This window comes from Methylobacterium sp. HMF5984 (genome assembly GCF_045033435.1).
Taxonomy (GTDB): domain Bacteria; phylum Pseudomonadota; class Alphaproteobacteria; order Rhizobiales; family Beijerinckiaceae; genus Methylobacterium.
The window spans coordinates 2,436,533-2,462,956 of the sequence record NZ_JBJFLN010000001.1 but is presented as its reverse complement, the minus strand read 5'-3'; the positions used below and the strand labels follow the sequence as shown (position 1 = coordinate 2,462,956).

The window sequence follows — 26,424 nt, the reverse complement described above, 5'->3', positions numbered from 1 at the left end:
TTCTTATGACAAAGATTATCTCAAGCCGGTAGAATATGCTTGGGGGTCGATATTCTGAGCAGGTATTTTCCCTTTTTCGCGATCGTTCGCACGACGTACTTTGACGGGTTGAGCGAAAGAGCTACGGCCAGGTTTTTCATGAACGGAAGCCAATTTCCGCTGCTGTAATGCAGGGTTGCTATTCTGTAAGCGACAGCGGATTTCTTCAATCTCCAATTGCGGCATTTTTTCCAGATCGATTGTGAGTGAAGCATTTCCCTATATTGTTCCAGGCTTATTTCCGTGTTGCCGTTCAGGCGCCTGATCATGTTGAAATCGATGAAATCTCCGTTTTCGAAGATCTCGTTGATCCGCGTCGTCATGATGCTGCTATGCCGGCGATGCATCAAGACAGGCTCGGGCGACACGGCGATCTTGAAGCCCGCGGTCGCCATTCGCCCCCACAAGTCTCGATCATCGAGAAGATAGTTCCGATAGCCGCCCAAGCTGAGAACGACATCGCGCCGATACATCGCGGTCGGATGGATGATATTGACGATGAGGCCCGGGTCTTTTCTTGCAAGCCCACGTTCCATATCAATGGTCGGGGCGCTCTTTCCGATGATCTTGTTGTCGACATCGATCATGTATGCTGCCGAGCTCAGAACGCTGACGTCCGGGTTTTCTTCCATGAATCGGATTTGCGATTTCAGCCTGTCCGGAAGCATGATGTCGTCGTCGTCCATGCAGGCAATCAGATCGTATTTCGCAAGCGACAGCCCCAAGTTCCTGGCGGCAGGACCGCCCCTGTTTGTCGGGTGACGCAACAAACGGATCCTCGCATCCTTCTTGACGAGAGCCGCGAGGATCTCATGGGTCCCATCGGTCGACGCGTCATCGACGACGATCAGCTCGAAGTCCTCGTGGGATTGCGCCAACACGCTTCCGATGCACGCCTCTATGTACTTGGCGCGGTTATGGGTTGGCACTATGACTGTCACCGACATCGGTACCTCCGAGTCCGCATCTTCGAGCAGACGAAAGACAATCTAAAGAGAAATATAATCGCTCTATATTGCGTGACCATGAAATAAAGCAGATCAAGTTTTGCAATGGGTCACGTCGATCTTCCAGCCTGACGGTAGGCTGAATCCTCGACGAGATGACAGATTTTCAGGAGAGGCCGCGTACGCCTTTCGATCTAGCCCGAAGGGAACGGTCAAGAATCGGGTCGATCGAAGCGCTGCGATCCGGCAAACCGCGTGCACCGATCCAGAGACCTCCCAAGGTCGTTTCCGGCCATGCTGGGTCGAAGTCTTTCAGGGTCTTTGGGAGGGCGGCGGTGGCGGTCTCGTCGTGCCCGTGCGGCACGCAGATGCGGCAGCGCACCACGCGGAGGCGTCGACCGGAGCCTCGGAGCCTGTCGGTGGCGGCCGCCGTCTGGTCGACGAGGACGAGGCCGTGCGGATCGAGATCGATACGGCCTCCGATCGGCCGCCCGGAAACGACCGGCAACCGTCGGTGGCACGGATGGTGCCTGGAATGCGAAATGCCAGCTTGGGGTTGCCTGATCCCGTGCATCGGCCCACGCTCCGCTCATCCGCCTCGAAACTCTGGTCCGTCCCGGGAAGTCCTGATGTCGCGTCTGTCGGCCGCCTGCCTGATCGCGGGCCTGCTCGTCTCCCTGCCGCTCTCGTCCACGGTCCTCTCGGCGCAGACCCTGCGCTACGGCATGATGGAGGACCCCGACGCCCTCGATCCGACGCTGGCGCGGACGTTCGCCAGCCGCATGGTCTTCGCCGCGCTCTGCGACAAGCTCGTCGACATCGGGCCCGACCTGAAGCCGGTGCCGCAGCTCGCCACGCAATGGGAGCTTTCGCCCGACGAGAAGACCCTGACCATGCACCTGCGGCCGGGGGTGAGGTTCCATGACGGCGAGCCGCTGAACGCGGCGGCGGCGAAGTTCTCGATCGAGCGGCACCTCAAGATGCCGGGCTCGCAGCGCCGCGGCGAGATCGCGCCGATCGACACCGTCGAGGTGGTCGACGACCTGACCTTCAAGATCAACCTGAAGACGCCGTTCGCGCCGCTGATGGCCCAGTTCACGGATCGGGCCGGGATGATGGTCTCGCCCAAGGCCGCCGAGCGGCTCGGCGACAAGTTCTCGACGGCGCCGGTCTGCGCGGGCCCCTTCAGGTTCGTCGAGCGGGTGCCGCAGGACCGGATCGTGGTCGAGCGCTTTCCCGATTACTGGAACAAGGACCAGATCCAGATCCAGCGGATCGAGTTCCGCCCGATCCCCGATGCCACCGTGCGGCTGACCAACCTGCGCGCCGGCCAGCTCGACCTGCTCGAGCGCCTGGCGCCGACCGACGTCCCCCAGGTCAGCCGCGACGCCAAGCTCGCGCTCGGATCGGTCTACGAGCTCGGCTTCCAGGAGATCCTGCTGAACCCCGCCAAGGCCGGCTCGCCGCTTGCCGACCCGAAGGTGCGCCACGCGCTCGACCTGTCGATCGACCGCAACGCGCTCAACCAGGTGGTGTTCAACGGCGAGTTCCTGCCCGGCAACCAGTGGGTCTCGCCCAAGCACCCGAGCTACGTGACCGAATACCCGGTGCCCAAGCGCGACGTCGCCAAGGCGAAGGCCCTGCTTGCCGAGGCCGGGCAGCCGAAACCCCAGATCACGCTCTCGGTCTACGCCAACAGCGAGGCGCCGCAGGTCGGGCAGGTGATCCAGGCGATGGCCAGGGAGGCCGGCTTCGACATCCGGATCCAGGCCGCCGACTTCACCACGCTGCTCGACATGGCCGACAAGGGCAACTTCGAGGCCTACCTGTATTCCTGGTCCGGGCGACCGGACCCCGACGGCAACACCTTCAGCTTCCTCGGCTGCAAGACGCCGCTGAACTACAGCCGCTACTGCAACGCCGAGGCCGACGCGGCGCTCCAGGCCGAGCGCGGCACCGTCGACCCACAGAAGCGGCAGGCCGCCTGGAAGCAGCTTGCCGACCGGGTCCTGAACGACCGCCCGGGCCTCTACCTGCTGCACCGCAAGCTGCTCTGGGCCTACACCAAGAAGCTCTCGGGCTTCGTCGCCTACCCGGACGGGCTGGCGCGCTTCACCGGGCTCAAGCTGAACTGATGCTGCGCTTCCTCGCCCGCCGCCTGGCGCTCGCGGTCCCGACGCTCGTCCTCGCCTCGATGATCATCTTCGCCCTGCAGCAATTGCTGCCGGGCGACACCGCGACCGCGCTCTCCGGCGAGGAGCGCGACCCGGAGGTGATCGCGTTCATCCGCGAGAAGTATCACCTCGATCGGGCGCTCCCCGTCCGCTACGGCTACTGGGCGGCGGGCGTCCTGACCGGCGACCTCGGCGAGTCGATCCGCCTGCAGAAGCCGGTCTCGGAACTCGTCCTCGAGAAGCTGCCGGTGACGCTCGAGCTCGCCTGCCTCGCCATGCTGGTGGCCCTGGCCATCGGCGTGCCGATGGGCATCGTCTCGGCCGCCCGCCGCGGCACCTGGGCCGACACCTTGGCCAACGGCGTCGCGCTCTGGGGCCTGTCGATCCCGAACTTCTGGCTCGGCATCCTGATGATCCTGCTGTTCTCGGTGCAGCTCGGATGGCTGCCGGCCTCCGGCTACGTCCCGCCCTCGGAGAGCCTGTGGGAGAACCTCAAGGCGATGGCGATGCCGGCCTTCGTGCTCGGCAACGCGATCAGCGCGGTGATGATGCGCCACACCCGGGCGGCGATGCTTGGCGTGCTCGGCTCCGACTACGTCCGCACGGCCCGCGCCAAGGGCGTCTCGCCGGTGCGCCTGGTGCTGCGCCACGCGCTGCCCAACGCCGCGATCCCGATCATCACGCTCGGCGCCCTCGAGTTCGGGCAGCTCCTGTCCGGCGCGGTGCTCACCGAGCAGATCTTCTCGGTGCCGGGCTTCGGCAAGCTGATGGTCGACGCGGTGTTCAACCGCGACTTCGCCACCGTGCAGGGCGTCGTGATCTGCACCGCCGCCACCTATGTCGGCCTCAACCTCGCGGCGGATGTGCTGGCGGCCGTGGTCAACCCGAAGCTGAGGCGGGCATGAGCGGGATGGATCGCGACGCCGCCGCGCTGTTGCCGTCCCCCTCCGTGGCGGGGGGACGAGCGGTGCCCCTCCCGCGCGAGCCCGGCATGCTCGGCGCCTTCTGGCGCCGGCTGCGGGCGCGGCGGAGCGCGGTCGTCGGGCTCGCCATCGTCGTCGGGCTGGTGCTGATGGCGGCGTTCGCCGGATGGATCGCGCCCTACGACCCGACGGCGACCGATTGGGGCGCGGTGCGCGCCGCGCCGTCGCTGGCCCACCCGTTCGGCGGCGACGAGGTCGGGCGCGACGTGCTGGCCCGCATCGTCTACGGGGCGCGGGCCTCGCTCGGCGCCGGCCTCGTCTCGGTGGCGCTCGCGGTCTCGCTCGGCCTGCCGCTCGGGCTCGTCGCCGGCTATGCCGGCGGCTGGGTCGACGGCGCGATCATGCGGCTCACCGATGCGCTCCTGGCGATCCCGTTCCTGATCCTGGCGATCGCGCTCGCGGCCTTCCTCGGCCCGAGCCTGACCAACACCATGGTGGCGATCGGCCTCTCGGCGACCTCGACCTTCGTCCGGCTCACCCGCGCGCAGGTCCAGGCGGTGGCGGCGGAGGAGTTCGTCGAGGCGGCGCGCTCGGTCGGCAACCCGCCCTGGCGGATCGCGCTGGTGCACATCCTGCCCAACATCGTGCCGGCGATCCTGGTCCAGGCGACGCTGACCATCGCCGCGGCGATCATCGCCGAGGCGAGCCTGTCCTTCCTCGGGCTCGGCCAGCAGCCGCCCGAGCCGTCCTGGGGCGCGATGCTCAACGTCGCCAAGAACTTCCTCGACCAGGCGCCGTGGATGGCGATCTGGCCCGGCCTGTCGATCTTCCTCGCCGTGCTCGGCTTCAACCTGCTCGGCGACGGGCTGCGCGACGCGCTGGATCCGCGGGCCCGCACATGAGCGACATGCCGCGTCTCGAAACGCCCCTGCTCGAGGTCCGCGACCTCGCCGTCGCCTTCGACACCGACGGCGGCGCGGTCCACGCCGTCAACGGCGTCTCGTACGCGCTCCGCGAGGGCGAGACGCTGGGCATCGTCGGCGAATCGGGCTCCGGCAAGAGCGTGCACGTGCTGGCCATGCTCGGCCTGATCCCGCGGCCGCCCGGCCGGATCACCGGCGGTCAGGTGCTGTTCCGGGGCCGCGACCTGCTCACCCTGCCCGAGAAGGCGCTCCGAAAAGTCCGCGGCGGCGAGATCGGGTTCGTGTTCCAGGACCCGATGAGCTCGCTCAACCCCGGCATGACCGTGGCGGCGCAGATCGTCGAGCCGCTGCGCATCCATCTCGGCCTCGACGCCCGCGCGGCGCGCCGGCGTGCGCGGGAGCTGCTCGACCTCGTCCGCATCCCGAACGCGGCCGGCCGCCTCGACCAGTACCCGCACGAGTTCTCCGGCGGCCAGCGCCAGCGCGTGATGATCGCCATCGGGATCGCCTGCCGCCCGAAGCTCCTCATCGCGGACGAGGCGACGACGGCGCTCGACGTCACGGTGCAGGCCGAGATCGTCGCCCTGGTGCAGGAGCTGAAGCGCGAGATCGGCATGGCGATCATCTGGATCACCCACGACCTCGGGGTGGTCGCCGGCATCAGCGACACGGTGCAGGTGATGTATGCCGGCCGCATCCTCGAGCGCGGGCCGGTGGACGACATCTTCGCCGACCCGCGCAGCGCCTACACCCTCGGCCTGCTGCGCTCGCTCCCCGACCTCACCCGCGGCCGGGCCGGGCGCGGGCGCCTGCGCCAGATCGAGGGCGCGCCGCCCGACATGCGCGCGCCCCCGCCCGGCGACCCGTTCGCGCCGCGCAACGCCTACGCCACCCCCCGCTGCCGCACCGAGGCGCCGCCGCTCGTCCAGGCCGCCGGCGCCGCGCCCGGCCACCTCGTCGCGGCCTGGTACGACCTTCCGGCGATCCTGGCGCGCGAAGCGGAGGAGGCACGGTGATGCGGGCCCCGGACTATCCGATCGTCTCGGTGCGCAACCTCTCGAAGCACTATCCCCTGCGCTCGTGGTGGGGCGGCAAGGCCTCGGTGTTCCGGGCGGTCGAGGACGTCAGCTTCGACATCCGCGCCGGCGAGACGCTGGGGCTCGTCGGCGAATCCGGCTCGGGCAAGTCGACCATCGGCCGTGCCGTGACGATGCTAAACCCGCCGACCGCGGGCACCGTCGCCTTCGAGGGCACGGACCTCGCCAAGCTCTCGCCGCGAGCGATGCGCGGCATGCGCGCCCGCATCCAGACCGTGTTCCAGGACCCCTACGCCGCGCTCAACCCGCGGATGAGCGTCGGCGACTACGTCTCCGAGGCGTTCAAGCTGCACCGGCCCGAGATGGGCCGGGCCGAGCGCCGCGCGGCGGTGGCCGGGCTGTTCGAGCGGGTCGGGCTGGAGCCGCGCTTCGCCGGGCGGTTCCCGCACCAGTTCTCCGGCGGCCAGCGCCAGCGCATCTGCATCGCCCGCGCCATCGCGCTGAAGCCGAGCTTCATCGTCGCCGACGAGCCGATCGCGGCGCTCGACGTCTCGATCCAGGCGCAGGTGGTCAACCTGCTGCAGGACCTGCAGGCCGAGCTGGGGCTGTCCTACCTGTTCATCTCCCACGACCTGCGCATGGTGCGATATCTCTGCCACCGGGTCGCCGTGCTCTGGCGCGGCCGCATCGTCGAGCTGGCCGAGAGCGACGCGCTCTACGACGACCCGCGCCATCCCTACACGCGGCGCCTGCTCGGCGCCGTGCCGGTGCCCGACCCGGCCGCCGAGCGCGCCCGCCTCGCCGCGGAGCAGGCCCGGCCCGCCTCCCCCATCGCCGAGGGCGGCGACCTCGTCGAGGTCGCGCCCGGCCACTGGGTCGCCACGAGAAGCTGAGGATCGCCCATGAGGAACTTCGAGGGACCGGGCCGCTCGCCCGTCTACGCCGCCAACGCCGCGGTCGCGACCTCGCACCCGGCCTCGACGCTGGTGGCGATCGAGACCCTGCGCGCGGGCGGCAACGCCGTCGACGCGGCGATCGCCGCGGTGGCGGTGCAATGCGTCGTCGACCCGCTGATGACCGGCATCGGCGGCGACTGCTTCGCCCTGTATGCGCCCAACGGCGCGTCGGTGCCGATCGCGATCGACGGCTCCGGCCGCAGCCCGGCGGCCGCCGACGACGCTTGGTACCGCGAGAACGGCGTCGCGATCGAGCCCGATTCCCCGCATGCGGTGACCGTGCCCGGCGCGGTGGCGGCGTGGCAGAGGCTCGTCGAGGACCACGGCACCCGCTCCCTCGGCGAGCTGCTGCAGCCGGCGATCCGGCTGGCCGAGGACGGCTTTCCCGTTCAGCCGCGGGTCGGGTGGGACTGGGCGCGCAGCATCGGCCGGGTCGCCGGCGATCCGCACGCGGCGGCGACCTACCTGATCGACGGCCGGGCGCCGGCGATCGGCACCGTGGTGCGGCTCGAGAAGCTGGCCGCGACCCTCCGGCGGATCGCCGGCGAGGGCGCGCGCGGCTTCTACGAGGGGCCGGTGGCCGAGGATCTCGTGAGCCGCCTGCGCGAGCGCGGCGGCCTCCACACCCTGGAGGATTTCGCGAGCGCCGCGCCGGACGTCGTCACCCCGATCAGCACTCGCTACCGCGGCTACGACGTCTACGAATGCCCGCCCGCCGGGCAGGGTCTGGCGGCGCTGATGATGCTCAACGTGCTGAAGCCCTTCGACGTCGCCGGGCTCTCCGACCTCGACCGGGTCCACCTCTTCGCGGAGGCGTGCAAGCAGGGCTACCACCACCGCGACGCCCTGTTCGGCGATCCCGAGCTCCAGGCGATCCCGGTCGAGCACCTGCTCTCCGACGCCTGGCAGGCGGCCGCCCACGGGGCGATCGACATGGCCCGCGCGCAGGCGCCGGTGCTCTATCCCGAGATCCGCGCCGAGCTCGCGGCCCGCGCGCACAAGGACACGGTCTACCTCTGCGTGGTCGACCGGGACGGCAACGCGATCTCGCTGATCAACTCGATCTTCCAGGGCTTCGGCTCGGGCATCCTTGGGCCGTCGAGCGGCGTGCTGCTGCACAACCGCGGCCTGTCGTTCCGCACGGAGGCCGGCCACCCCAACACGATCGGCCCGTCCAAGCGCCCGATGCACACGATCATCCCCGGCATGCTGATGCGGGACGGCCGCGCGGTCGCGCCCTTCGGCGTGATGGGCGGGCACTACCAGGCGATGGGCCATGTCGAGCTGCTGACCGGCCTGATCGACCGCGGCCTCGATCCGCAGGAGGCGCTCGATGCGCCGCGCAGCTTCGCCTACGGCGGCACGCTCGAGGTCGAGGGCGGCCTTTCCGGCCTCGTCGGCGGCCTGAGGGACCGCGGCCACGACGCGGTCGCCGCTCCCCTCCCCCTCGGCGGCGGGCAGGTGATCTGGATCGACCGCGCAGCCGGCATGCTGTCGGCCGGCTCGGACCCGCGCAAGGACGGCAGCGCGCTGGGATACTGAGTCCGGGCGCTTCAGGCGAAGTGCTTGGACAGCTTCAGCCCTTGCGCCTGATAGTTCGAGCCGGCGCCGGCGCCGTAGAGCATCAGCGGCACCGCCTCCATGCGCTCGTAGACGAGCCGGCCGACGATCTGGCCGTCCTCGAGCAGGAACGGCACGTCGCGGGAGCGGACCTCCAGCACCGCGCGCGCGCCGGTGCCGCCGGCGCCGGCATAGCCGAAGCCGGGATCGAAGAAGCCGGCGTAATGCACCCGGAACTCGCCGACGAGCGGGTCGAATGGCACCATCTCGGCGGCGTGGTCGGGCGGCACCTGCACCGATTCCTTCGAGGCCAGGATGTAGAACTGGCCGGGATCGAGGATCAGCGAGCCTGACCCGTCGGCCGGCAGCGGCTCCCAGAACTCGGCCGCCGCGTGGCGCCCCGGCGCGTCGACGTCCACGAGGCCGGTATGGCGCTTGGCCCGGTAGCCGATCAGCCCGTCGAACCCGGCGAGATCGACCGAGACGGCGACGCCCCCCTGGAAGGAGGGCGCCGCCGCGGTCACCAGCGGCGCGCGCGCGTGCAGCGCGACCAGCTCGTCGTCGCGCAGCCGCACGATGCCGCGTCGGAAGCGGATCTGCGACAGGCGCGAGCCGGTGCGGACCAGGACCGGGAAGGTGCGCGGCGAGATCTCGGCGTAGAGCGGCCCGCGATAGCCGGCCCCGACCTGGTCGAACGCTTCCGCCCGGTCGGTGATGACGCGGGTGAACACGTCGATCCGCCCGGTGGAGCTCTTGGGGTTGGCCGCCGCCGCGAGGTCCTCGGGCAGCGCCAGGGATTCCTGCAGCTCGGCGATGTAGACGCAGCCGGTCTCCAGGACCGCGCCGGGCCGCAGGTCGATCTCGTGGAACGCCAGCCGCTCGACGCAGGCCGAGACCGCCCGCGCCGCGCCCGGCAGGAAGCTGGTGCGCACGCGCCAAGCCCGCGCCCCGAGGCGCAGGTCGAGGCTCGCCGGCTGGATCTGGTCGGCGGCGAAGGCCGAGGCCGGCAGGATGCCGCCCGCCCGCGCCAGGGCGGCGATGCCCTCGCCCGACAGGATGCCGTCGCGCGGGGCGCCCTGCCCCGTGGCGGTGCCTGCCGCCACCGAAGGGCCGGTCTCGACCGAAGGGCTCGGCGTCGTGCTCATGTCTCTCGCGCGTCCCGTCCGGCCGTCACCATCGGCCGTTTTCGAGCAAAGCGCCTAACGTCGGCTTAAGGGGGGGCGGACCGAGGTCGCGCGCGCCTCCGCCGGGAGGGCGGCGGGCTCGTCGCCGGGCAGGGCGAGGACGATCCGGATCAGGGCGAGCCGGGCCAGGGCGCCGATCGCGACCAGGCCGGCGAGCGCGCTCGCCAGCACCGGGACCGCGCGCGGAAACACGAGCAGCGCGGCCGCGCCGGCGACGAGGCCGACCGTGCCGCCGACGCCGAGCACCAGCGAGGGCAGGCCGGCGAGCCGCGGATCGGGTCCCGCCCGGCCGGCGATGACGGCCGCCGCGATCCGCCCGGTCCCGTCGAGGATCAGCGCGGCCGCGAGCGCCGCCGCGGGCAGGAGGTTGGCGGCCGGATCGCGCCACGCGGAAAAGCCCGCAAGGGCGAGCAGCGTCGCCCAGGCCGCCACGTGGGCGAGCGCCGCCGCCGAGAGCCGAACGTCCCCCCCGCGCCGAAGCGACCTCAGATGGCACACCCACGCTTCGACCATGCCGGCCCCGTTCATGCCGCCCGCCGCGACGTACTCCGCCGCAATTGACGGGAATTCTTCCGGCAACTACCACGTTGAATGACGCATCGAAAAGCGGCTTCGAGCCGTCTAGACCCGAGCTAGACCGAACTCGAGCGCCGCTGAAGAGGGCAATTAGGGACGATGTACAAGGCCGAGACGCGCGGAATCAGCGTGACCGTCAATCCGCGCTTCGTCGAGGAGGAATCCTCGCCGGGAGAGAGCCGGTACTTCTTCGCCTACACCGTTGAGATCGTGAACAACGGCGCCGAGCAGGTGCAGCTCCGCTCCCGCCATTGGCGCATCATCGACGGGCGCGGCGAGTGCCAGGAGGTGCGCGGCGCCGGCGTCGTCGGTAAGCAGCCGGTGCTGGAGCCGGGCGAGTCGTTCTGCTACACCAGCGGCTGCCCGCTCACCACGCCGGACGGGCTGATGGCGGGGAGCTACACCATGGCCACGGTCGCGGGCGAGAGCTTCGAGGCCGAGATCCCGGCCTTCTCGCTCGACAGCCCGCATATCCGCCGCAGCCTGCACTGATTCGAGCCGGGCAGGCCGGCGGCCCGCCCAGGACACCAAGCGATGCCCGGTTCCGGCGAGCGGCTGACTCCGCTCGACATCCTCGCCCACCTCGTCGGCTTCGACACCGAAAGCTCGAAGCCGAATCTCGACCTGATCGACTGGGTCGCCGCCTATCTCGACGGCTGGGGCGTCCCCCACCTCCGCATCCCGAACGAGGCCGGCGACCGTGCCGCGCTCTTCGCCACGATCGGGCCGCAGGTCGACGGCGGCGTCGTGCTGTCGGGGCACACCGACGTCGTCCCGGTCACGGGACAGGCCTGGACCGCCGACCCGTTCACCCTGCGCGTCGCCGACGGCCGGGCCTACGGCCGCGGCGCGGTCGACATGAAGGGGTTCTGCGCCACCGCCCTGGCGCTGGTGCCGGACTGCCTCGCGGCCGGCCTCAAGCGCCCGATCCACATCCTGCTCTCCTACGACGAGGAGACCACCTGCCTCGGCGTGATGGACGCGATCGCCCGCTTCGGCGTCGACCTGCCGCGGCCGGGCGCGGTGATCGTCGGCGAGCCGACCGACCTCGAGGTCGCCGATGCGCACAAGAGCATCGTCACCTTCCACACCACGGTGCACGGCCACGAGGCGCATTCGGCCAAGCCGATGCTCGGGGCCAACGCCGTGATGGCGGCCTGCGACCTCGTCTCCGGGCTGAACGCCATCGCCGACCGGATGATCGCCCGGGGCGACGCGTCGGGCCGGTTCGATCCGCCCAGCACCACCGTGCATGTCGGCACGATCCACGGCGGCACCGCCCGCAACATCCTGCCCAAGGAATGCGCCTTCCACTGGGAGTTCCGCGGCCTGCCCGACCTCGACATGGCCGAAATCCCGCGCCTGTTCCAGGCCAAGGCCGAGGCGGTGACCCGCGAGCGCCTCAACCGCTACGGCGCGTTCGGCCGGATCGAGACCGTCGAGGAGATCGCGATCCCCGGCCTGCTGCCGGAGCCCGGCTCCGAGGCCGAGCGGCTGGCGCTGCGGCTGGCCAACCGCAACCGCACCGTGTCGATGCCCTACGCCACCGAGGCCGGGCGCTTCCAGCAGGCGGGCATCCCGACCGTGGTCTGCGGGCCGGGCTCGATCGACCAGGCCCACCAGCCGGACGAGTTCATCACGCTGGCCGCGCTCGGCCAGGGCGAGGCGTTCCTCCGCCGCTTGATCGAGGCCTGCGCCGCATGAACGAGACCGTCCCCGACAGGGTCAAGCTCCGCCCGCTGGAGCGCGAGGACCTGATGTTCGTGCATCAGCTCAACAACAACGACAGCATCATGCGCTACTGGTTCGAGGAGGCCTACGAGTCCTTCGCCGAGCTGGCGCAGCTCTACGAGCGCAACATCCACAACCAGACCGAGCGGCGTTTCATCATTGCGACGCTGAACGGGCATCCGGCCGGCCTCGTCGAGCTCGTGGAGATCAACCACCTGCACCGGCGCTGCGAGTTCCAGATCGCGATCCATCCGGGCTTCCAGGGCCGGGGCTTCGCCCGCCAGGCGACGCGGATCGCGATGGACTACGCCTTCAGCGTGCTCAACATCCACAAGCTCTACCTGCACGTGGACAAGGACAACGCCCGCGCCGTGCGGATCTACGAGAGCTGCGGCTTCCGCCCCGAGGGCATCCTGCGGGACGAGTTCTTCATGAACGGCCGCTACCGCGATGCCGTGCGGATGTGCCTGTTCCAGCCGGAATACCTCGCCGGCCGCCATGCCGTCGACATCGCCGAGCCGGTGCTCAAGAGCTGACCGGCGCGGCGGGTCGGGGAGGCGCCGTCGCCGGCCCCTCCCCGTTCGCACGACTGGACCGATCAATTGCGACCGGCGCCGCCCCCGTCGCGGCCGCCGCGGGTGGCGGCACCCGCGCCGCCGCGCTCGGGCGAGCCGCCGGTCATGCCGGCATCGCGCCCGCCCCTGACGCCACCGTTGGCGCCACCCCTGTCCTCGCTCTTGCCGCCGCCCATCGTCTCCGAAGCGTTGCGGATGCCGCCCCTGTCCGGGCCGCCGCGCGCATCCTGGCCCCGACGCAGGTCGGCGTTGCGCTCGGATCCCCGGTCGGCGCCCGTGTTGCGCTCGCCGGCGTTGCGCCGGTCGGCATTGCGGAAGCCGCGATCGTCGCGGGTCTCGGTCCGGGTGGAGCGGGTCCGCACGTCCGTGCGATCCTGTCCGCGGAAGCCGACGTCGACGCTGCCGCCGCGACGCTCGGTCGTGGTCACGCTGAGGCGACGGTACTCGGGCGATCCGTACAGCACCCGCTGCCCGCGGATGGTGACGTAGCGCTCGCGCGGACCGGTCTCGCGGACCGTGACGAGGCGACGGTATTCCGGCGATCCGTACAGCACGCGGTGGCCGCGGATGGTGACGTAGCGGACCCGCGGGCCGCCCCGGCGCTCGACCGTGACGAGGCGGCGATACTCCGGCGAGCCGTACACCACGCGCTGGCCGCCGACGACCACGAACCGGCCCTCGCGCCGGAAGCTGCCGCCGACCCGCTCGGACCGGAAGTCGGTGCGGGTCTCGCGCCGCTCGCTGCGCGCCTCGCGCCCGCTCCGCTCCGCCCGGTCGCGGCTCTCGTGCATCCCGTCACGGTTGCCGCCGCGGCCCTCGGCCCGATCCGCGCCGCGCCGGTCGTCGCGGCCGGCGGCCTGACGATCAGCTCCTCCACGATCGGCTCCTGCACGATCGGCGCCCTGGCGATCGGACCGCCCGGCCTGCAGGCCGCTCTCGCGGCCGCCGGTTCCGTTCCCCGCGGTCGTGTTCCGGGCCTCGCCCCGCGTGTCCGACATCCGGCCGCCGGACGACGCGCCCGATGCGCGGTCGCTGCCCGGCCGTCCGCCGGTCGCGTCCGTCGAACCTGTATTCGCGCGGCCCGGCCCGGCGCCGGCCGCGTTTCCGGCCGCGCCCTGGGCGTAGACCGACGTGCTGAGCAGCAGGGCTGCGAGCCCGATGGCGATCCTTTTCATGATGCTTCCTCCGACGTTCTTGGAAGCATCGAAACGCCGAAGGTTCGAAAACCGTTTCACGCCTCGAAACTGATTTTTATGAATCGAAGTTCAGTCTATCGCTCGATCAAGCTTGGCCGTCGTCGCGTCGGCGCGGCGTTCTATTGCTTCGGCGTGCCGCCCACCTCCGCCTCGACCTCCGCCGGGTCGAGGTCGTAGCGGCGCGAGCAGAACTCGCAGGTGATGACGACGCGGCCGTCGTCGGCCACCATCTCGCGGCGCTCCTCGGGCGAGAACGAGCGGATCATGCCCATCACCCGCTCGCGCGAGCAGCGGCACTGCTCGTGCACCGCTTGCGCCTCGAACACCCGCACGCCGCGCTCGTGGAACAGCCGGTAGAGCAGCCGCTCGCTCGAGACCGCCGGGTCGACGAGCTCGTGGTCCTCGACCGTGCCGACCAGGGCGCGCGCCTCGACCCAGGCGTCGTCCTCTTGGGTGCCGTTCTCGTCGAGGTGGACGCGGCCCTCCGGGATGTCGCCCGGCGGCAGGTCGGCCAGGCGGGCCCGGTCGATCGACTGCGGCAGGAACTGGACCAGCAGCCCGCCGGCGCGCCAGCGGCTCTGCCCGTCCTCGAAGGCTTCGGCCACGGCGAGGCGCACCTGCGTCGGGATCTGCTCGGACTGGCGGAAATACTGGTGCGCCGCCTCCTCCAGGCTCTGTCCCTCCAGCGCGACGACGCCCTGGTAGCGGCTCGCCGCCGAGCCCTGGTCGATGGTCATGGCCAGGTGCCCCTGCCCGATCAACTCGGCGGCCTTGTGCGGACCGGTGCCCAGAGCCGCGATCGCCTCCGCCTCGAAGCGGGCGGTGGCGCGCAGGCGGTCGGGCGCCTCGAAGTCGACGACGATCATCCCGACCGGGCCGTCGGTCTTGGTTTGGAGCTGGAACCGGCCCTCGAACTTCAGGGACGAGCCGAGGAGCACGGTGAGTGCCGCCGCCTCGCCGAGCAGGCGCGCCACCGCATCCGGGTAGCCGTGCCGCCGCAGGATCGTGTCGACGGACGGCCCGAGCCGGACGACGCGCCCGCGCACGTCGAGCGCCTCGACGGAGAACGGCAGCACGCAGTCGTCGGCGCCGTCGTGACCGTTGCCTTCGTTGATCGGGGTGGTGTCGTGTCCGGCGGTCATGGTGCTCAATTCGATCCTGGAAGCAATTGGCCTGGAAACGTTCGGCTTGGAAGCGTTCGGGTCGTCATCGTCTGTCTGTCAGCGCGCCGATCGGCAGGAACAGGGTGCGCAAGTTGTCTGGGAACGCGAGGAATTCCGCCCGGCTGCGGTAGAATGTCAGCGCCTGGTCGTCGAGCGCGTGGATCAGGACGGCGCCGATGCCGATCACCTCGGCGGCATTGGCGATCCGGCGCAGTGCATCGGCCAGGAGGTCGGCACCGAGCCCACGCCCGGCCCAACGCCGATCCACGGCCAGCCGACCCAGAATCGAGACCGGGATCGGCTCCGGCGCGTTGCGTCGAATCCGTCCCGGAGCATCCGCCCGGGCGACCGTTCCCGCGGAGATGCAGTAATAACCCACCACCGTGCCGTCCGCACAGATCACATAGGTCCGGGCGAACCGGCCCTCGCTGCGGCGTGCTTGCCGTTTCAGCCAATCGTCGAGCACCGGCTTGCCGCACGAGAACCCATCGAGGCCGTGCTCCGAACCCAGCGGAACCGGCGGGCCGATCATCGCTCCCAGGCCGGCTTCCTCTCCATGAGCGCGCTCAGCCTCGGTCTCGCAACCGGCGGCGCGTCGAGGGCCGCGACGAACGCGGCATGCCGCGCATCGTCCAGGACGAACAGGCGCTGATCGAGCAGCACGTCGATGGCGTGATGACGCGCGGTGTCGATCATGAACTCGGTCCGCGTCTTGCCGAGCACCGATGCGGCGTCATCGATCAGGTCCCGCGTCTCGGCCTCGACGCGCAGGTTGATCGTCGTCCCGCGCCGCACCGGGACGTTGCTCCGCCCATCGATGCTCACGGCGACAGCCTCTCACAACCGGGTCGGGATCGGTATCTCACGCCGTGAACGTATACACGATGTTCATACGGTCAAGGCCCGCGGACCTCACGGGTCCTGCGTCCGAACGGCCTCGGCGATCCGTCCGCTCAGAGCCCGTTCGCCCGCAGGCACCACGCCAAAATGCCCTTCTGGGCGTGGAGGCGGTTCTCCGCCTCGTCGAACACCACCGATTGCGGGCCGTCCATCACCTCGGCGGTGACCTCCTCGCCGCGATGGGCCGGCAGGCAGTGCATGAACACCGCGTCCTTGGCGGCGGCGCGCATCAGCTCGGCGTTCACTTGGTAGGGGTTGAGCAGGTTGTGGCGGTGGCTCTCGTCCTCGTCGCCCATCGAGACCCAGCAATCGGTCACGACCGCGTCGGCTCCCTCGACGGCGGCGAACGCGTCGGTGGTGACGTTGACGCGGGCGCCCTCGGCGCGCGCCCAGGCCATCAGCGCGGGCGGGGGCGCCAGCTCGGGCGGGCAGGCGACGTTGAGGGTGAAGTCGAAGCGCGCGGCCGCGTGCGCCCAGCTCGTCAGCACGTTGTTGGCGTCGCCCGACCACGCCACCGTGCGGCCCTTGATCGGCCCGCGATGCTCCTCGAAGGTCAGCACGTCGGCCATGATCTGGCACGGATGCGACAGCTTGGTCAGTGCGTTGATCACCGGCACCGTGGCGTTCTCGGCCAGCTCGAGCATCAGCGCGTGATCGAGGATGCGGATCATGATCGCGTCGACGAAGCGGGAGAGCACCTGCGCGGTGTCGCCGATGGTCTCGCCGCGGCCGAGCTGCATCTCGGAGCCGGTCAGCATCAGCGTCTCGCCGCCGAGCTCGCGCATCGCCACGTCGAACGAGACGCGGGTGCGGGTCGAGGGCCGGTCGAACACCATCGCGAGGTTCTTGCCGGCGAGCGGGCGCTCCACGGCGATCTCGCCCTTGCGGCGGCGCGCCTTGATCGCGGCGGCCGCGTCGAGCACCCGGCGCAGGTCGGCGCCGGAGAAGTCCGACAGGTCGAGGAAGTGGCGGGGCGCGCTCGCGCCGGCCGTCTGGCCGCTGCTCTGGCCGTTCGCTGGGGCAGTCATCTCAACACATCATGTCCGGGTTCGGTCGGCGGCTCCGCCTTCGGGAGCCGAGGAAGGATCACTCGGCGGCGCCGCGCATCGCGCCGTCGAACGCGGCGGCGGTGGCTTCGAGGCGCGCGACGGCCTCGGTCACGTCGGCCTCGGTGACGATCAGCGGCGGCAGCAGGCGCACCACGTTGTCGCCCGCCGGGATCACCAGCAGGTGCTCGGCCCGCGCGGCGGCCGCGAACGCGGTGTTGGGCACGCCGAGCTTGAGCCCGAGCATCAGGCCGTCGCCGCGGATCGCCGTGACGACGTGGGGATAGCGGTCGCGAAGGGCCCCGAGCTTCTGCGTCAGAACCCGCGCGACCTGCCGGACGTGATCGAGGAAACCGTCGGCCAGCACCACGTCGAGCACGGCGTTGCCGACCGCCATCGCGAGCGGGTTGCCGCCGAAGGTGGTGCCGTGGCTGCCGGCGACCATGCCGCGGGCGGCCTCGTGCGTCGCCAGGCACACGCCCATCGGGAAGCCGCCGCCGATGCCCTTGGCCGCGCTCATGATGTCCGGGGCGATGCCCGACCACTCGTGGGCGAACAGCCGCCCGGTGCGGCCGACGCCGGTCTGGACCTCGTCCATGATCAGCATCAGGCCGTGCTCGTCGCAGAGCTCGCGCAGGCCCCGCAGGCATTGCGGCGGCACCGGCCGGACGCCGCCCTCCCCCTGGATCGGCTCGATCATCACGGCCGCCGTTTCGGGGCCGATCGCGGCGCGCAGCGCGGCGTGGTCGCCGAAGGGCACCTGGTCGAACCCGTCGACCTTCGGGCCGAAGCCCTCGATGTACTTCAGCTGGCCGCCGGCGGCCAGCGTCGCCAGCGTGCGCCCGTGGAACGCGCCCTCGAAAGTGACGATGCGGTAGCGCTCGGGGTGGCCGCCCGCGGCATGGTACTTCCGCGCCATCTTGATCGCGGCCTCGTTGGCCTCGGCGCCCGAGTTGCAGAAGAAGGCGACGTCGGCGAAGCTCGCGTCGACGAGGCGCTGCCCGAAGCGCTCGCCGTCGGGAATCTCAAACAGGTTCGAGGTGTGCCAGAGCTTCTGCGCCTGGGTGGTCAGGGCCTCGACGAGGTGCGGGTGGGCGTGGCCCAGCGCGTTCACCGCGATGCCGGCGCCGAAATCGAGGTATCGCTCGCCCCCGCGCGCCACCAGCCATGCGCCCTCGCCACGCTCGAAGGCGATGGGGGCCCGGGCATAGGTCGGCAGAAGGGCGGATGTCACGATCCCGTCTCCGTGTCGGCGTGCCGGGCGACGACCCAGCGTTGAAGGCTGCGTGCAGGACGAGTGCCCTGCGTGCAAAAACGAAAGTGCCGCCTCGTCACCGGGGCGGCACGCGCGCGATTACTATGAAACGAGGCCGCGCTGTCAATGATGGGGCCGGCCTTCGTGCCGGACATGCCTGCAAAACAGGCGTCGTTTGCCGGCTTGCCTACGACATGCCTCGCACGGGCCGCTTGCGCGGCAGGTGCTGCCCGTGCTCCAGAACCCGCGCATCGCCGACGACGAACCAGAGGAATCGCCTCATGAGCACGGTCAAGGAACGCCTCGAGAGCCTCGGGCTCGCCCTGCCGAAGGCGGCGGCCCCGGTCGCGAACTACGTGCCGTTCGTGCGGACCGGCAACCTCGTGGTGATCTCGGGCCAGATCTGCTTCGGGGCGGACGGCAAGCTCGGGCCGGCGCATGTCGGCAAGCTCGGCGCCGAGGTCTCGGCGGAGGACGGCATCGCCGCGGCCAAGCTCTGCGCGCTCAACGTGCTGGCCCAGGTCGAGGCGGCGGTGGGCGACCTCGAGCGCGGGGTGGTGCAATGCGTCCGCCTCGGGGGCTTCATCAACTGCGTGCCGAGCTTCGCCGGCCTCGCCGGCATCATGAACGGCGCCTCCGACCTGATGGTCGCGGTGCTGGGCGACCGCGGCCGCCATGCCCGCTCCACGGTCGGCGTCGCCGAGCTGCCGCTGGACGCCGCCGTCGAGGTCGAGGCGATGTTCGAGGTGCGGTGATGGGCCGGCCCGCCGGGATCTCCTGGCTCGTCGCGCGGCCGATCGCCCATCGCGGCCTGCACGACCGCGCGGCGGGCCGCCCCGAGAATACGGTCGCCGCCGCCCGCGCGGCGATCGCCGGCGGCTACGCCATCGAGTGCGACGTGCAGATCAGCGCCGACGGCGAGGCGATGGTGTTCCACGATGCGGCGCTGGGGCGGCTGACGGGCGTCGCCGACCCCGTCGCCGCGATGCGGGGCGCCGACCTCGCTCGCCTGACGGTCGCGGGCACGGCGGAGACCATCCCGACGCTGCCGGCCTTCCTGTCGGAGATCGCCGGGCGGACGCCGCTCGTGGTCGAGATCAAGTCGTCCTATTCCGGCGACCTCACCCTGACCCGCCGGGTCGCGGACATCCTTTGCGAATACGCCGGGCCGGTGGCGGTGAAATCCTTCGACCCGCAGGTGGTCGCGGCGCTGCGCGGGCTGGTGCCCGAGACGATCCCGCGCGGCATCGTCGGCGAGACGAACCAGGACGACCCGGCCTATGCCGGCCTCACCGATTCGGCGCGGCGCCGGCTCTCGGACCTGCTGCACATCGCGGAGACGCGGCCCGGCTTCGTGTCCTGGCGGGTCGACGACCTGCCCTGCGCCGCGACGCATCTCGCCCGCGTGCTCGGCCATCTCCCGGTGATGGCCTGGACGGTGCGCAACCCGGACCAGCGCCGGCTCGCCGAGATGCATGCCGACCAGATGGTGTTCGAGGGGTTTTCGGCCTGATCCGTTCGGTCACGGCAGGGTTCGATCAGGGCAAGGCTCGATCAGGGCAAGGCTCGATCAGGGAAGGGGAAGCAGCCCATCGAGGAAGGCGGCGACCTCACGGCGGTTCCAGGATGCGCCGTTCGTCCAGAAGTCCAGCAGGGCGACGTGGTTGGGTCGCACCCACGCGATGACCTTCGGGGCCGCGGCCCGTGACACGATCGGCGGCAGGAAATCGTCACGGACGCTCGGATTCGGTCCGATCGAGACGATGAGGCATGGTAACGTCCGCCCTGCACGGTCGGGATACCACTTCACCTGGGGGCCGTGCGAGCCGAGGGCCGTCGACACGAAGATCGTGCCCGGCACATGCGGGTCCGCCTCGTCGAGGTTCGACATCTCGATCGGATGATCCTCGATGAAATCAGCCGGCGGCGTCCGCCTTCGGAAGGCGAGCGGGTGGCTGAGGCGCATTGGCTCGACTCTCAGGGGACCGTCGATTCCCATGCGGACCGTTGGAAGGTGGCGAGCGGCTTGGCAAGACCGGAAGACGGCGATGCCCCACGCTGCGACGGCAGGATGCACGCCTCCGCCTTGTCCCCCCTGTCCGGCGGGCTAGATTGTCGTGCATGGAAAAACCGGGTGCTCCGCACGAGCCTGCGACCTCCGAGACCGTGCTCAAGGTCTGCGCGCTCGCCGGCCTGAAGGAGATCGGGGCCGCGGCCTGGGACGCCTGCGCCACGTCGGCCGAGACGCTGGGCTCGGGCGACGAGACCCACAACCCCTTCGTCAGCCACGCCTTCCTCTCGGCCCTCGAGGATTCGGGCTGCGTCTCGCGCCGGACCGGGTGGCTTCCGTTGCACGTCTCGGTGGAGCGCGACGACACGCTGCTCGGGGTCGTGCCGTGCTACCTGAAATCCCACAGCCAGGGCGAATACATCTTCGACCACGGCTGGGCCGACGCCTTCGAGCGCGCCGGCGGGAGCTACTACCCGAAGCTGCAGGTGAGCGTGCCGTTCACCCCCGTCACCGGCCCGCGTTTCCTGATCGCGCCCGGCGCCGACCCGGAGACCGCGACGGCCGCCCTGGTCGCCGGCCTGCGGGCGCTGCGGTCCGAGACCAAGGCCTCCTCGATCCACGTCACCTTCATGCAGGAGCCGGAATGGGAGCGGGCGGGCGCCGCCGGCTTCCTCCAGCGCACCGACCAGCAGTTCCACTGGGAGAACGCCGGCTACGCGGGCTTCGACGACTTCCTCGCGGCGCTCGCCTCGCGCAAGCGCAAGAGCATCAAGCGCGAGCGGCGCGACGCGCTGTCGCCCGGCATCACGGTGGAGCACCTGACCGGGGCCGACCTCACCGAGGCGCATTGGGACGCGTTCTACGAATTCTACACCGACACCGGCGCGCGCAAATGGGGCCGGCCCTACCTCAACCGGCGCTTCTTCTCGCTCCTGTCCGAGCGGATGCCCGAGCGCGTGCTTCTCATCATGGCCAAGCGCGAGGGCCGCTACGTCGCCGGCGCGATCAACCTGATCGGCGACACGGCGCTCTACGGCCGGAACTGGGGCTGCATCGAGGAGCACCCGTTCCTGCATTTCGAGGTCTGCTACTATCAGGCGATCGACTTCGCGATCGCGCGCGGCCTGAAGCGGGTCGAGGCCGGGGCGCAGGGCGAGCACAAGCTCGCCCGCGGCTACCGGCCGGTGCTGATGCACTCCGCGCACGACATCGCCGACCCGTCGTTGCGCCGCGCGGTGGCCGACTACTTGCAGCGCGAGCGCGCCCATGTCGAAGCCATGGTCGACGAGCTCGACACCCTGACGCCGTTCCGACGGCCCAGCCCGGAAGAGTCCTGACGCCCATGAGCCCGATCGATCGCATCACGACCTACGCCGACGCGTTGACCGCGCTCCGCCGCGACCTGCACGCCCATCCCGAGATCGGGTTCGAGGAGGTGCGCACCTCGGGCATCGTCGCCGACCTGCTCGAGGGCTTCGGCATCGAGGTCCATCGCAACGTCGGCGGCACCGGCGTCGTCGGCATCCTGAAGGGCCGCAGCGACAACGGCCGTCGCATCGGCCTGCGCGCCGACATGGACGCGCTGCCGATCGAGGAGGAGACCAACCTCCCCTATCGCTCGACCATCCCCGGCAAGATGCACGCCTGCGGGCACGACGGCCACACCACCATGCTCGTCGGCGCCGCCCGGTACCTCGCCGAGACCCGCGACTTCGACGGCACGGCGGTGTTCGTGTTCCAGCCGGCGGAAGAGGGGCTGGGCGGCGCCCGCGCCATGCTCGCCGACGGGCTGTTCGAGCGCTTTCCCTGCGACGAGATCTACGGCCTGCACAACCAGCCGAGCGGCCCGCACGGCATGATCAAGCTGCGCCCCGGCCCGATCATGGCGGCGGCCGACTTCTTCGACATCCACGTGAAGGGCCGCGGCATCCACGCGGCGCAACCGCACAGCGGCATCGACCCGATCGTCGTCGGCACGGCCCTGGCGCAGGCGCTGCAGTCGATCGTCTCGCGCAACGCCGACCCGCTCAAGTCGATCGTGCTGTCGATCACCCAGTTCAACGCCGGCTCGGCCTACAACGTCATCCCCGACACCGCGCACATGGCCGGCACGATCCGCACCTTCGACCGCGACCTGCGCAAGCTCAGCCACGACCGGATGCGGGAGCTCGCCAAGGGCTACGCCGCGGCCTACGGCGCCGAGATCACGGTCGACATCCAGGACAAGTTCTCGGTGCTGGAGAACGCCCCCGACCAGACCCAGGCCGCGATCGACACCGCGACCGAGCTGTTCGGGCCCGAGCGGGTCGACCTCAATTCCAGCCCGAAGATGGGCAGCGAGGACTTCGCCGACATGGCGATGGCGGTGCCCGGCGCCTATGCCTGGATCGGCGCCTCGACCGGAGCCGGGCTGCACAACCCGGGCTACAATTTCGACGACACGATCATCCCGATCGGGTCCGCGTACCTGGCCCGCCTCGTCGAGCGGCGGACGGCGGCCCGATGACGCTGTTCGACTTCGCGCCGAAGGGCGCCGACGGCGCTCCGCATCCCCTCGCGCAGTACCGCGGCAAGGTCGTGCTCGTCGTCAACACCGCCTCGAAATGCGGGTTCACCCCGCAATACGAGGGGCTGGAGGCCTTGTGGAAGAAGCACCGCGCGGCCGGGCTCGTGGTGCTCGGGTTCCCCTGCAACCAGTTCGGCGCGCAGGAGCCGGGAAACGCCACCGAGATCGCCCAGTTCTGCAGCCTGACCTACGACGTGAGCTTCCCGCTGCTGGCGAAGGTCGAGGTCAACGGGGCGGGCGCCGACCCGGTCTACCGGCATCTCAAGAGCGAGAAGCCCGGCCTCCTCGGCACGGCCGGCATCAAGTGGAACTTCACGAAATTCCTCGTCGGCCGCGACGGCCGGGTGATCGGCCGCTATCCGCCGACCGCCAAGCCCGCGTCGCTCGAGCGCGACATCGCGGCAGCCCTCGCCGCCTGAGACGTCGGCGCGCCGCGAACGGTCTCGGCCGTTTGCGGCGGGCGTCAGCCGTCCCGGAAGGTTCTCTCGAAGGGTGGCGCGCGCTTTGCCGCCGTGTTCCCTTGATCGCCGGCATATGGCGCTCGATGGATCGTGAGGCGGCGGGGTCATGAGAGATTCGTCCACCGACGCGGGGCTCGACCGGATCGACCTGAAGATCCTGCGCCTGCTGCAGGCGGACGGGCGGATGGGCAACGCCGAGATCGCCAAGCGCGTGAGCACCAGCGCGGCGACCTGCCATCGTCGGACGCAGCGGCTGTTCGCGGAGGGCTACGTCAAGGCGGTCCGCGCCCAGGTGGCGCCGGACAAGGTCGGCCTCGGCGCGCTGGTGATCGTCGGCGTGGTGCTCGACCGCTCGACGCCGGAGAGCTTCACGGCCTTCGAGGCGGCGGCCCGCGCCATGCCGACCGTGCTCGACTGCCACCTGGTGGCGGGCGATTTCGACTACTTCCTCAAGATCCGGGTGCGCGACATGGCGGATTTCAACCGCCTGCACAGCAGCACGCTGATCGCGCTGCCCGGCGTGCGCCAGACGCGGACGTTCTTCGTGATGAAGGAGGTCGTCGACAACGCGCCGCTGGCCCTGTGACGCGGAGCGCCGCATGCCGGTCGGGCCGGGGCCTATGAGCGTGGGCCTCCCCTGCCCGCGACCGGGCCGGACCTCCGCTCGCCTTCGGGGTGCGGGGCGCCCGAGGTCAGGCGTCCGCTGCGGCGATGCGCCGTGCGGGGCGGCTGACGTACCGGGATCCGGCGAGCAGGAAACGCCAGGGCGTCTCGGCGCCGCGCGTGATGCCGATGCGCCGGTCGACGACGACGGGCACCGGCCGGCCCCGAGGCGCGAAGCGGAACGGCGGGCCCGCGAGGGAACGACCATCGAGCGCATCGGTGACGCCCAGCGCCTGGCACAGGCGGCCGGGCCCCGCGCACAACAGCCGCGGTTCCGCCGTGGCACGGCGCGCCTGCATCGCCGCGATGCCCTGCGTGGGCTCGATGGCGCGCAGCAGCACCGCGCTGCCGGGCTCGCACACGAGGTTGAGGCACCAGTGCAGGCCGTAGGAGCGATAGACGTAGGCGTGGCCGGGCGGCCCGAACATGCTGGCGTTGCGCTTCGTCGGCCCCCGGAAGCTGTGGGACGCCGGATCGGCGCGGTCGTAGGCCTCGGTCTCGACGACGAGGCCGCCGACCGCCTCGACGAAGAGTCGCGCGCCGATCAGATCCTGCGCGACGGCGGCCGCGGGGCGGTCGAAGAAAGCCTCGAGCATGGATGCGCAATCCTCTGGGGAGCCGCGACGCGCCCGCTGTCGCGGGACACCCCGGTGTCTCGCTCGTCGTCGCCGAGCCGCGATCCGGACCCGACCCCGCCGATCGAGGGGATCCGCGGAGGACCCGCACGCGGCCGTTCATGGTCTGCCGCCTCCGGCCGGTCCCGGCCGGGGGCGCGCGGTCAGGCCGCCGACATCGGCATCCCGGATTCCGGGTGGAACGAGGTGAAGCGATCCTGCGCGTCGAGCGGCACGTCCAGGGTGCAGCGAAGCCCCGAGCGGTCGAACTCGAGCTGCACCGTCCCGCCGAGCTCATGGCCGATGCCGCCGTTGATCAGCCGCGTGCCGTAGCCGCGCCGCTGCGGCGCGACGACCGGCGGGCCGCCGCTCTCGCGCCAGTCCAGCACGAGCCGGCGCGTGCCGCCCTCCGCGGTCGCGGTCCGCCACGCGATGTCGACGCGCCCGGTCCCGCCGGACAGGGCGCCGTACTTGGCGGCGTTCGTGGTCAGCTCGTGCAGCGCCATGCCGAGCGCCAGCACGTAGCGCGGCGGAAGGTCGACCTCCGGGCCGTCGAGCCGGAAGCGGTCGGCCTGGCCCTCGCTGAACGGCGCCAGCTCGTTCTCCAGCACCGTCCGGAGCGGGGCGCCCGCCCAGTCGTCGCGCGAGAGCAGGTCGTGGGTCTTCGACAGGGCGATGATGCGCCCCTCCAGCCGCTCGCCGGTCTCGTCGGTGCGGCGCGACTGGCGGGCCAGCGACTGCACCGTGGTGAGGGTGTTGCGGACCCGGTGGTTGAGCTCGTGCAGCATCATCGTCTGCCGTTCCTGCAGGAGATGGCTGCGCGCGATCTCCGAGCGCAGCTCGCCCTCGTGCTTCTGTAGCGAGATCGCCATGGCGTCGAACGCCTCGCCGAGCTGCCCGAACTCGGACGGGCCGGACAGGCTCGACCGCGCGCCGAGGTCCCCGAGCCGCCAGGCGGACGCGGCCTGCAGCAGGCGGCGCACCGGACGGCGGATGAAGGCGCGCCCCGCCAGCAGCGCCGCGACGAGGGCGCCGAGGGCGCCGAGGACGATGAGGATGACGCCGCGCTGCGTCGCCGCGTCGATGTCGGCGAAGGCGGCCGTGGGCGAAAGGCCGACCGCGACGGTCACGCCTTCGAGGTCGTCCGGCGTGACGGCCGCGATTCCGGTGATCCGCATCGTCCCGCGCAGGCCCGCCAGGTCGATCACCTTGCCGCGGTTCTCCGAGAGCGCCGACCAGAACGGCTGCGGCAGCGGCTTGCCGACCCATGCGGCGTGGTCGGGCAGGCGGAGCAGGATGACGCCGTCCCGATCCGCGACGATCAGCGCGGCGTCGGGAGGCAGCCCGGCCCGGGCCTGGTGTCCGGCGAGGTGGTCCAGGTCGATGCTGGCCACCACGACGCCGGTCGGCCGGCCGCCGGCTCCCGGGATGGCCTGGGCGAACTGCCAGGTCGGCTTGCGGGTGATCCGCCCCGTCACGAAGCCGCCGACCGCGAAGCCGCCCGTGCGCATCGCGTCCCGGAAGTAGCCGCGGTCGGCCAGGGTGTAGGCGCCGCGCGGGGAGCCGAGGGTGTTGCAGACGATGGTGCCGCCGGCATCCGCCACCCCGAAGAAGAACGCGCCCGGGACCTTCCCGAGCAGGGTCCTGAGATAGGCCCTGCAGGTGTCGGGGTCCTTGCCCTGGATCTCCGGGACCTCGGCCAGGATGCCGAGAACCTGTCGGGTGCCGCGCCCGAACTGGCCGAGGTCGGCGGCGACGCTGCGGGCGGCGCGCATCGCCTCGTCGCGCACGGCCTCGCCCCGCGCGGCGCGCAACGCGAACTCGTTGTAGCCCTGGATCGCGAGGGCGGGCACGAGCGCGAGCGTGACGAGGCCGACGATGCGTTTGGTCAGCGACATGACGGGATCGGCCGAGCGCTCGGGCT

General features: G+C 70.9%; 27 protein-coding genes. 15 read left to right on the top strand and 12 right to left on the bottom strand.

Annotated elements, in window-relative coordinates; all coding sequences use genetic code 11:
- Positions 1–20 precede the first annotated feature (20 nt).
- Positions 21–986, bottom strand: a complete 966-nt coding sequence (locus tag ACFZ8E_RS11875) for a glycosyltransferase family 2 protein (protein ID WP_405042837.1) — start codon at positions 984–986, stop codon at positions 21–23.
- 629 nt (positions 987–1,615) lie between these two features.
- On the opposite strand from ACFZ8E_RS11875, the gene ACFZ8E_RS11870 reads away from it, so the two are divergent.
- The 6 genes from ACFZ8E_RS11870 to ACFZ8E_RS11845 all read left to right on the top strand — a co-directional run bounded on the left by ACFZ8E_RS11870 (position 1,616) and on the right by ACFZ8E_RS11845 (position 8,541).
- Positions 1,616–3,121 (top strand): ABC transporter substrate-binding protein, encoded by a 1,506-nt coding sequence (locus ACFZ8E_RS11870; protein ID WP_243950106.1) that lies wholly within the window; start codon positions 1,616–1,618, stop codon positions 3,119–3,121.
- On the top strand, positions 3,121–4,065 hold the full coding sequence (locus ACFZ8E_RS11865; RefSeq protein ID WP_405042836.1) for an ABC transporter permease: 945 nt from the start codon (positions 3,121–3,123) through the stop codon (positions 4,063–4,065). Before ACFZ8E_RS11870 ends, ACFZ8E_RS11865 begins: the two co-directional genes overlap by 1 nt.
- A gap of 86 nt (positions 4,066–4,151) precedes the next feature.
- A complete protein-coding gene (locus tag ACFZ8E_RS11860; RefSeq protein WP_405044375.1) occupies positions 4,152–4,985 on the top strand; it encodes an ABC transporter permease in 834 nt (277 codons plus the stop codon).
- A gap of 5 nt (positions 4,986–4,990) precedes the next feature.
- Positions 4,991–6,022 carry an ABC transporter ATP-binding protein gene (locus tag ACFZ8E_RS11855; RefSeq protein WP_147858752.1) on the top strand — a complete coding sequence of 344 codons (1,032 nt, stop codon included), beginning with the start codon at positions 4,991–4,993 and terminating at the stop codon, positions 6,020–6,022.
- On the top strand, positions 6,022–6,936 hold the full coding sequence (locus tag ACFZ8E_RS11850; RefSeq protein ID WP_243935039.1) for an ABC transporter ATP-binding protein: 915 nt from the start codon (positions 6,022–6,024) through the stop codon (positions 6,934–6,936). Before ACFZ8E_RS11855 ends, ACFZ8E_RS11850 begins: the two co-directional genes overlap by 1 nt.
- A gap of 9 nt (positions 6,937–6,945) precedes the next feature.
- Positions 6,946–8,541 (top strand): gamma-glutamyltransferase family protein, encoded by a 1,596-nt coding sequence (locus tag ACFZ8E_RS11845; protein ID WP_243950102.1) that lies wholly within the window; start codon positions 6,946–6,948, stop codon positions 8,539–8,541.
- 11 nt (positions 8,542–8,552) lie between these two features.
- Here the strand turns inward: ACFZ8E_RS11845 and ACFZ8E_RS11840 are convergent, their stop codons facing one another.
- Both ACFZ8E_RS11840 and ACFZ8E_RS11835 read right to left on the bottom strand, forming a co-directional pair.
- On the bottom strand, positions 8,553–9,704 hold the full coding sequence (locus ACFZ8E_RS11840; protein WP_243935043.1) for a 2'-deoxycytidine 5'-triphosphate deaminase: 1,152 nt from the start codon (positions 9,702–9,704) through the stop codon (positions 8,553–8,555).
- 54 nt (positions 9,705–9,758) lie between these two features.
- On the bottom strand, positions 9,759–10,271 hold the full coding sequence (locus ACFZ8E_RS11835; protein WP_244033662.1) for a hypothetical protein: 513 nt from the start codon (positions 10,269–10,271) through the stop codon (positions 9,759–9,761).
- A 147-nt stretch (positions 10,272–10,418) separates the two neighbouring features.
- Here ACFZ8E_RS11835 and apaG point away from each other — a divergent pair, with 147 nt between their 5' ends.
- Genes apaG through speG form a run of 3 tightly spaced genes read left to right on the top strand, consistent with a single transcriptional unit; the run spans position 10,419 to position 12,586 of the window.
- Positions 10,419–10,811: a Co2+/Mg2+ efflux protein ApaG gene (gene apaG / locus ACFZ8E_RS11830; RefSeq protein ID WP_147729503.1), complete on the top strand. Its 393-nt coding sequence runs from the start codon at positions 10,419–10,421 to the stop codon at positions 10,809–10,811.
- A 42-nt stretch (positions 10,812–10,853) separates the two neighbouring features.
- Complete coding sequence (argE, locus tag ACFZ8E_RS11825) at positions 10,854–12,023, top strand: acetylornithine deacetylase (protein ID WP_405042835.1); 1,170 nt, start codon at positions 10,854–10,856, stop codon at positions 12,021–12,023.
- A complete protein-coding gene (gene speG / locus ACFZ8E_RS11820) occupies positions 12,020–12,586 on the top strand; it encodes a spermidine N1-acetyltransferase (RefSeq protein ID WP_147844564.1) in 567 nt (188 codons plus the stop codon). Before argE ends, speG begins: the two co-directional genes overlap by 4 nt.
- A 62-nt stretch (positions 12,587–12,648) precedes the next feature.
- Here speG and ACFZ8E_RS11815 read toward each other — a convergent pair whose 3' ends face one another.
- From ACFZ8E_RS11815 to ACFZ8E_RS11790, 6 genes are all read right to left on the bottom strand, one after another.
- Positions 12,649–13,800: a hypothetical protein gene (locus ACFZ8E_RS11815; RefSeq protein ID WP_405042834.1), complete on the bottom strand. Its 1,152-nt coding sequence runs from the start codon at positions 13,798–13,800 to the stop codon at positions 12,649–12,651.
- Positions 13,801–13,940: 140 nt separating this feature from the next.
- Positions 13,941–14,963: an Hsp33 family molecular chaperone gene (locus ACFZ8E_RS11810; RefSeq protein WP_147727009.1), complete on the bottom strand. Its 1,023-nt coding sequence runs from the start codon at positions 14,961–14,963 to the stop codon at positions 13,941–13,943.
- Between the two features lie 64 nt (positions 14,964–15,027).
- On the bottom strand, positions 15,028–15,516 hold the full coding sequence (locus ACFZ8E_RS11805; RefSeq protein WP_405042833.1) for a GNAT family N-acetyltransferase: 489 nt from the start codon (positions 15,514–15,516) through the stop codon (positions 15,028–15,030).
- Complete coding sequence (locus ACFZ8E_RS11800; protein WP_243950096.1) at positions 15,513–15,809, bottom strand: DUF1778 domain-containing protein; 297 nt, start codon at positions 15,807–15,809, stop codon at positions 15,513–15,515. Before ACFZ8E_RS11800 ends, ACFZ8E_RS11805 begins: the two co-directional genes overlap by 4 nt.
- A gap of 128 nt (positions 15,810–15,937) precedes the next feature.
- Positions 15,938–16,912 carry an ornithine carbamoyltransferase gene (argF, locus tag ACFZ8E_RS11795; protein ID WP_243985205.1) on the bottom strand — a complete coding sequence of 325 codons (975 nt, stop codon included), beginning with the start codon at positions 16,910–16,912 and terminating at the stop codon, positions 15,938–15,940.
- A 58-nt stretch (positions 16,913–16,970) separates the two neighbouring features.
- A complete protein-coding gene (locus ACFZ8E_RS11790) occupies positions 16,971–18,164 on the bottom strand; it encodes an aspartate aminotransferase family protein (RefSeq protein WP_243950092.1) in 1,194 nt (397 codons plus the stop codon).
- A 302-nt stretch (positions 18,165–18,466) separates the two neighbouring features.
- Here ACFZ8E_RS11790 and ACFZ8E_RS11785 point away from each other — a divergent pair, with 302 nt between their 5' ends.
- Both ACFZ8E_RS11785 and ACFZ8E_RS11780 read left to right on the top strand, forming a co-directional pair.
- A complete protein-coding gene (locus ACFZ8E_RS11785) occupies positions 18,467–18,940 on the top strand; it encodes a RidA family protein (RefSeq protein WP_147858746.1) in 474 nt (157 codons plus the stop codon).
- Entirely contained in the window at positions 18,940–19,698 is a 759-nt protein-coding gene (locus ACFZ8E_RS11780) for a glycerophosphodiester phosphodiesterase family protein (RefSeq protein WP_147727003.1), read from the top strand. The genes ACFZ8E_RS11785 and ACFZ8E_RS11780 overlap by 1 nt, the downstream gene beginning before the upstream one ends.
- 57 nt (positions 19,699–19,755) lie before the next feature.
- Here the strand turns inward: ACFZ8E_RS11780 and ACFZ8E_RS11775 are convergent, their stop codons facing one another.
- Complete coding sequence (locus ACFZ8E_RS11775) at positions 19,756–20,076, bottom strand: hypothetical protein (protein WP_243950088.1); 321 nt, start codon at positions 20,074–20,076, stop codon at positions 19,756–19,758.
- Between the two features lie 230 nt (positions 20,077–20,306).
- Here ACFZ8E_RS11775 and ACFZ8E_RS11770 point away from each other — a divergent pair, with 230 nt between their 5' ends.
- From ACFZ8E_RS11770 to ACFZ8E_RS11755, 4 genes are all read left to right on the top strand, one after another.
- Entirely contained in the window at positions 20,307–21,533 is a 1,227-nt protein-coding gene (locus ACFZ8E_RS11770) for a GNAT family N-acetyltransferase (protein ID WP_243950086.1), read from the top strand.
- Positions 21,534–21,538: 5 nt separating this feature from the next.
- Positions 21,539–22,702, top strand: a complete 1,164-nt coding sequence (locus ACFZ8E_RS11765) for a M20 aminoacylase family protein (RefSeq protein WP_147842070.1) — start codon at positions 21,539–21,541, stop codon at positions 22,700–22,702.
- Positions 22,699–23,181 carry a glutathione peroxidase gene (locus ACFZ8E_RS11760; protein WP_147842071.1) on the top strand — a complete coding sequence of 161 codons (483 nt, stop codon included), beginning with the start codon at positions 22,699–22,701 and terminating at the stop codon, positions 23,179–23,181. Before ACFZ8E_RS11765 ends, ACFZ8E_RS11760 begins: the two co-directional genes overlap by 4 nt.
- A gap of 148 nt (positions 23,182–23,329) precedes the next feature.
- Positions 23,330–23,809 carry an Lrp/AsnC family transcriptional regulator gene (locus tag ACFZ8E_RS11755; protein ID WP_405042832.1) on the top strand — a complete coding sequence of 160 codons (480 nt, stop codon included), beginning with the start codon at positions 23,330–23,332 and terminating at the stop codon, positions 23,807–23,809.
- Positions 23,810–23,915: 106 nt separating this feature from the next.
- Here the strand turns inward: ACFZ8E_RS11755 and ACFZ8E_RS11750 are convergent, their stop codons facing one another.
- Both ACFZ8E_RS11750 and ACFZ8E_RS11745 read right to left on the bottom strand, forming a co-directional pair.
- Positions 23,916–24,482: a DNA-3-methyladenine glycosylase gene (locus tag ACFZ8E_RS11750; RefSeq protein WP_147842073.1), complete on the bottom strand. Its 567-nt coding sequence runs from the start codon at positions 24,480–24,482 to the stop codon at positions 23,916–23,918.
- 182 nt (positions 24,483–24,664) lie between these two features.
- Positions 24,665–26,398 carry a sensor histidine kinase gene (locus tag ACFZ8E_RS11745; protein WP_405042831.1) on the bottom strand — a complete coding sequence of 578 codons (1,734 nt, stop codon included), beginning with the start codon at positions 26,396–26,398 and terminating at the stop codon, positions 24,665–24,667.
- Positions 26,399–26,424: the final 26 nt, after the last annotated feature.